Source organism: Psychrobacter sp. (assembly GCF_030457785.1).
In the GTDB taxonomy this organism is placed as follows: domain Bacteria; phylum Pseudomonadota; class Gammaproteobacteria; order Pseudomonadales; family Moraxellaceae; genus Psychrobacter.
Map to the genome: position 1 here is coordinate 1 of NZ_JAKDUI010000202.1, position 4,973 is coordinate 4,973.

The following is a 4,973-nucleotide window of genomic DNA, read 5'->3' on the forward strand; positions in this document are numbered from 1 at the left end:
ACTATCTCTGCGAGCAGTTACGCTCGCCTAGACTGATTGTTGCGTAAGTCCTAATTATATTACAGCATACAGTGGCTAGCAGGCTTCATCGCGCTTGTGACGGTCTGGGGCTGGATACCGTTAGATAATTGGTGGGTACGCGGTGTGGAGTTTCCTCGTATTCAAATCATGGTACTTGGGGTTATTGCTTGGCTTGGTATGCTGGTTTTTTATACAGAATGGCAAGACGGGCAGTGGCTGTTGTTTACAGTGCTCAGTATTACCTTGGCATTTCAGCTTAGAATGGTGTTGCCTTATACCAAGCTATGGAAAAAAGAAGTACGACAAGCAAAGGTCAAACCAGAAGGGAAGGCATATCAGTTAAAAATCATGGTTTCAAACGTGCTAACACCCAATGATGAAACTCAACAGCTGGTTGATTTGGTTCAAAGAAAACAGCCTGATATTTTAATCACTTTAGAAAGTGATAAAAAATGGGAAGATGCGCTTAGTCAAGTTGAGCCAGATTATCCTTATACTGTGAAAGTGCCGTTAGACAACCTTTATGGCATACATTTATATTCTAAGCTTGAGCTGATAGACCCCAAAGTCAAGTACTTGATGATTGACGATATACCTTCTATTCATACGCAACTACGCTTGCAAAACGATGAAGTGATTTGGCTGTATTGTTTGCATCCGATGCCGCCGAGCCCAACGGAAGCTGATAAATCAACCACCCGCGATGCTGAGCTGCTAATGGTTGGCAAGCACATCGAAGAAAACGGGCAAACAGCTATCCTTGCAGGTGATCTGAACGATGTAGCGTGGTCAAAGACCACTCGTCGATTTCAACGTATCTCTGGATTATTAGATCCGCGTATTGGTCGACATTTCATGAACACCTTTCACGCTAAGTATCCGCTGGTACGCTGGGCGCTCGACCACATCTTTCATAGTGCCTGTTTTACAGTAGTCGATATTGAGCGCTTGCCTGCTATTGGTTCTGATCACTTCCCTGTCATGACTACTTTGCAATATGAGCCTGAAGCAGCAAGCCAACAACAAAAGAATGCACCTAAAGCCGAGGCGGACGATATCGAAGAAACCGATAATAAAATCGAGGAAGGTAAAGAAGAAGGTATAAAGGTCTCAAGAGAACGCGCAGAAAAGCGTGCCGAAAAGCAGGGTATAAAATCGAAAGACCTTATTGTTTGATCGAATATATGACCGTTTGATGACTGTGGGTTACGGTGTGATAGGTATTGTGCAGGCGTAAGCATATGCTTACGTGAATTAAGGTTTTTAGCCTCTAGCTGCATCAAAATGATTGCCCTACAATACAACCATCAACACAAGGAAGCGCACGGATGCGGTGGTGTTGCAACGGTATCAATAAGAGCACAGATAAGCCCACTGTCTTTTAGGTTGCTGTTATGACTTACGATAAGTCGAGCATGGAAGATATAATAACAACATGACACGCCATCACCCTGAACCATTTGCCCAAGGTTCGGGGTTTTCTTTGTCTGTTTGATTAATGAGCTGTCTTTTCAATCAGGTTTAGGAAACGTTATCCAAACATTACCTTGATCATAGCCAAGCGGTAAATATTATTCATCCGTACTATTTATCTCATCCGTACTATTTATCACTATTATTTGTTTGAGGACAAAAAGATGGGCATAAAAAAACCCTCATCAAAGTGAAGAGGGTCTTGGCAAATGCCATAATTGAATCAGAGAAGACTCAAAATAATACTACTAGAACGTGGCTCTCCAACCTGGGCTCGAACCAGGGACACACGGATTAACAGTCCGTTGCTCTACCAACTGAGCTATTGGAGAATAGGCTGTAAGAGTTAGAAACTTTACAACTAGACTTGGCAGACTCTAACGAGTTCTTGCTAAGTGGAGCGTATTCTAGCAAAGATAAAAAATACGTCAAGCTTTTTTTTCATAAATGTGCAGGATTGTGGTTTGAAGCAAAAACCTATGGCTTTTCACCTTCAGTTGACGTTGTCACGCCCCAGGTAAAAATATCACGCCAATAAAAAAGACGCCACATATTGTCTATGTGGCGTCTTTTGACATAATACCTGAAATAATGCTGCGTAAAAACTCAGAATAGATGCTGCTTACAGCACATTCAGGAAGCGCTCTAGAGCAGAAAACATTCTAGAGCAGAAAATGTACTAGGATGTCGGCAATGTCTTACTCGCTTACTCAGCAACATCCAATTCAGCAACTGCTTTTTCGATACGTGATAATGCATCTTTTAGCGTTGCTTCGTCAGTAGCGTAAGAGATACGCATATAACCGCCAAGACCGAAAGCATCACCAGGAACCACTGCTACACCAACTTTGTCAAGTAACCATGCTGAAAACTCAGTACATGATGACAGGCCAGCTGCTTTGATCAGTGGTTTGATTTCTGGATAGACATAAAATGCGCCGTCAGGGCGTAGGCAGGTGATGCCTTTGATTGCATTTAGACCATCGACGACTAGGTCACAACGTTTCTCGAATGCGTCTACCATTGGTGTGAGTACGCTTTGGTCACCACTGATAGCAGCGGTAGCAGCGACTTGGCTGATAGAGGTTGGGCATGACGTTGATTGTGATTGTACTTTTTTCATCGCACCAATCAATTTAGCAGGGCCGCCAGCATAGCCGATACGCCAGCCTGTCATGGCATAAGCTTTTGACACACCATTTAGGATGATGGCACGATCTTTGAGCTCTGGTGCAGCATTCAAGATGTTATAGAACTTATCACCGGTCCAGCGGATGTGCTCATACATGTCATCTGAAGCCACGTAAACTTGTGGGTGCTTTTTCAGTACTTCAGCGATGGCTTTCAGCTCGTCTAAAGTATAAATCATGCCTGTTGGGTTAGAAGGGCTGTTTAATACCACCATTTTAGTTTTGTCGGTGATGGCAGCTTCTAATTGCTCGGCAGTAATTTTGAAATTTTGTTCTGCTGGGCATTCTACGATAACAGGTTTGCCTTCAGCGACGAGAACCATATCAGGATAGCTCACCCAGAACGGGGCTGGGATGATGACTTCGTCACCTGGGTTTATGAACGCTTGGGCAAGGTTGAAAAATGACTGCTTACCACCGACTGATACCAAAATCTCATTTGGCTCATAGCTGATATCATTATCACGTTCGAATTTTTCAATGATGGCTTTTTTGAGTTCTGGAGTCCCATCAACAGCTGTGTACTTGGTGAAGCCGTTGTTGATTGCATCAATCGCTGCTTTTTTTATGTGATCTGGCGTATCAAAATCAGGTTCGCCTGCGCCCAAACCGATGATGTCTTTACCAGCGGCTTTTAGTTCTTTCGCCTTATTGGTAATCGCTAGGGTCGGTGATGGTTTGATGCTATTGACGCGGTCAGATAATTGCAATTCGCTCATGGGATATCCTTTTTTAGAGTGGTTGGTGAAAATGTGATTCTAATTATATAACGTTTTTATCCTGACTTGTTAATCGTTAGTGGGACACGATATCTGTTTTTCCAAAAAACAGCGCGAATTTTTGTCTAGATGACTGGCGCTTTTTTTCTATCAAATAAGTACAGGTTTTGGGCATTGTAGCATGCTGATATTACGCTGTCGCATGATGCTCATAATAAATAACAACGCCTCTACGAGCGATGATGTCAGCGCAACGACTGACTGAATGCAGGCGTATTTCTGCCTCCCGATTGCGAAACCACAACAATAAAACAATAGCTTGATACTATTATTATTTAGAATATATAAATAATATAAGGAATGATTTAAGAATTATTGCCGATGTTCTTTTCGAAGCACTCACGCTTTGGAAGCACTCATGCTCTGACTGAAGGCTCTAATTAGACGTCGCGTCTTATCAAAAACGGCATTGGTCGGCCTTATAAACTTAGCTAACAATTTGTTTGGGGTGTTTTTTTTATTGGATATTGCTCTTAAAACGTGACTTGTTGGACATTATTTTTTTAAACCCTGCTTTTTTAAACGCTGCTGTTAGGAAACTGAATAACCAAAGATACCTGACGCCTTATGGAATTAACGAGGATATTCAAGATGACAAAAGACCACAAAAAACCAGGCAAAAAACAAAGCATCCTGGTGACTGGCGCCACGTCTGGTATCGGTAACCAATTGGTGAAAGATTACCTACTAGACGACTATCGAGTATATGCCGTTGGTCGTGATGATGAAGCCTTAGCTGAGCTGAAGTCATTGGGTGCAGAGACCATCGATTTAGACCTTATGCAGCGAGAGGAGGTAATTGAGGCATTTGCCAAAATCAACGACATTGATGTGGCGATTCTTGGTGCCGGCATGTGTGAGTATTTGGATATGCCAGATTTTGATAGTGCGGTGTTTATGAAAGTGGTGTCAGTAAATATGGGCACGCTGTCGCATGCGATTGAAGGGGTTTTGCCAAAGCTAATCGCCTCAAAAGGTCGTTTGGTTGGTATTGGATCAGCTTCGGCTTATGTGCCCTTTGCCCGCGCCGAAGCTTATGGTAGTTCAAAGGCAGCGATTCATTATTTAATGAAGACGTTGCAAATCAGTCTTGCGCCGCAAGATGTTGCAGTTAGTTTGGTGGTACCTGGGTTTGTCGAGACGGCTATGACCAAGCAAAACGACTTCCCGATGCCATTTATACAGACGCCCCAGCAAGCCAGTCATGCGATTCGTGAAGGTATCGAAAATGGTCAGGATGTTATCGAGTTTCCCAAAAAACTAACCTTACCATTAAAGGCATTGGGCACGTTGCCAGATTTGGTTTGGCAGCAAGTGGGTGGCAAGCTCAACAATAAGTAAGATTGCATAATAAGGGTGGATGTCTCACTGCTGAAAAGTAATCTTAAATACATGTTTTCAAAGACGTATAAAGTATCTGTCAAGATTGTAGTTATCAAAGTTGTAGTTATCAATACTTAGATTAACACACCAAGTGCAACGCTAATTAATATTATAGAACGCCTGCATA

General features: G+C 42.7%; 3 protein-coding genes and 1 tRNA gene. 2 read left to right on the forward strand and 2 right to left on the reverse strand.

Features of this window, described 5'->3' with window-relative positions; translation table 11 throughout:
- The first annotated feature begins 96 nt into the window (after positions 1-96).
- The gene (locus tag L0J61_RS09230) at positions 97-1,197 is read left to right on the forward strand and encodes an endonuclease/exonuclease/phosphatase family protein (protein ID WP_301466155.1); all 1,101 of its coding nucleotides are present in this window, start codon (positions 97-99) and stop codon (positions 1,195-1,197) included.
- A gap of 553 nt (positions 1,198-1,750) precedes the next feature.
- Here L0J61_RS09230 and L0J61_RS09235 read toward each other — a convergent pair.
- Both L0J61_RS09235 and L0J61_RS09240 read right to left on the reverse strand, forming a co-directional pair.
- Positions 1,751-1,826, reverse strand: a tRNA-Asn gene (locus tag L0J61_RS09235).
- A 374-nt stretch (positions 1,827-2,200) separates the two neighbouring features.
- The gene (locus L0J61_RS09240; RefSeq protein WP_301466156.1) at positions 2,201-3,403 is read right to left on the reverse strand and encodes a pyridoxal phosphate-dependent aminotransferase; all 1,203 of its coding nucleotides are present in this window, start codon (positions 3,401-3,403) and stop codon (positions 2,201-2,203) included.
- A gap of 651 nt (positions 3,404-4,054) precedes the next feature.
- Here L0J61_RS09240 and L0J61_RS09245 point away from each other — a divergent pair.
- The gene (locus L0J61_RS09245) at positions 4,055-4,804 is read left to right on the forward strand and encodes an SDR family NAD(P)-dependent oxidoreductase (RefSeq protein WP_301466157.1); all 750 of its coding nucleotides are present in this window, start codon (positions 4,055-4,057) and stop codon (positions 4,802-4,804) included.
- The last annotated feature ends 169 nt before the right edge of the window (positions 4,805-4,973 follow it).

What these genes read in the sequence shown, in the direction of transcription:
- L0J61_RS09240 (WP_301466156.1), bottom strand. Translation starts at nt 3,403, where the DNA reads ATGAGCGAATTGCAATTATCTGACCGCGTCAATAGCATCAAACCATCA.
- L0J61_RS09245 (WP_301466157.1), top strand. Translation starts at nt 4,055, where the DNA reads ATGACAAAAGACCACAAAAAACCAGGCAAAAAACAAAGCATCCTGGTG.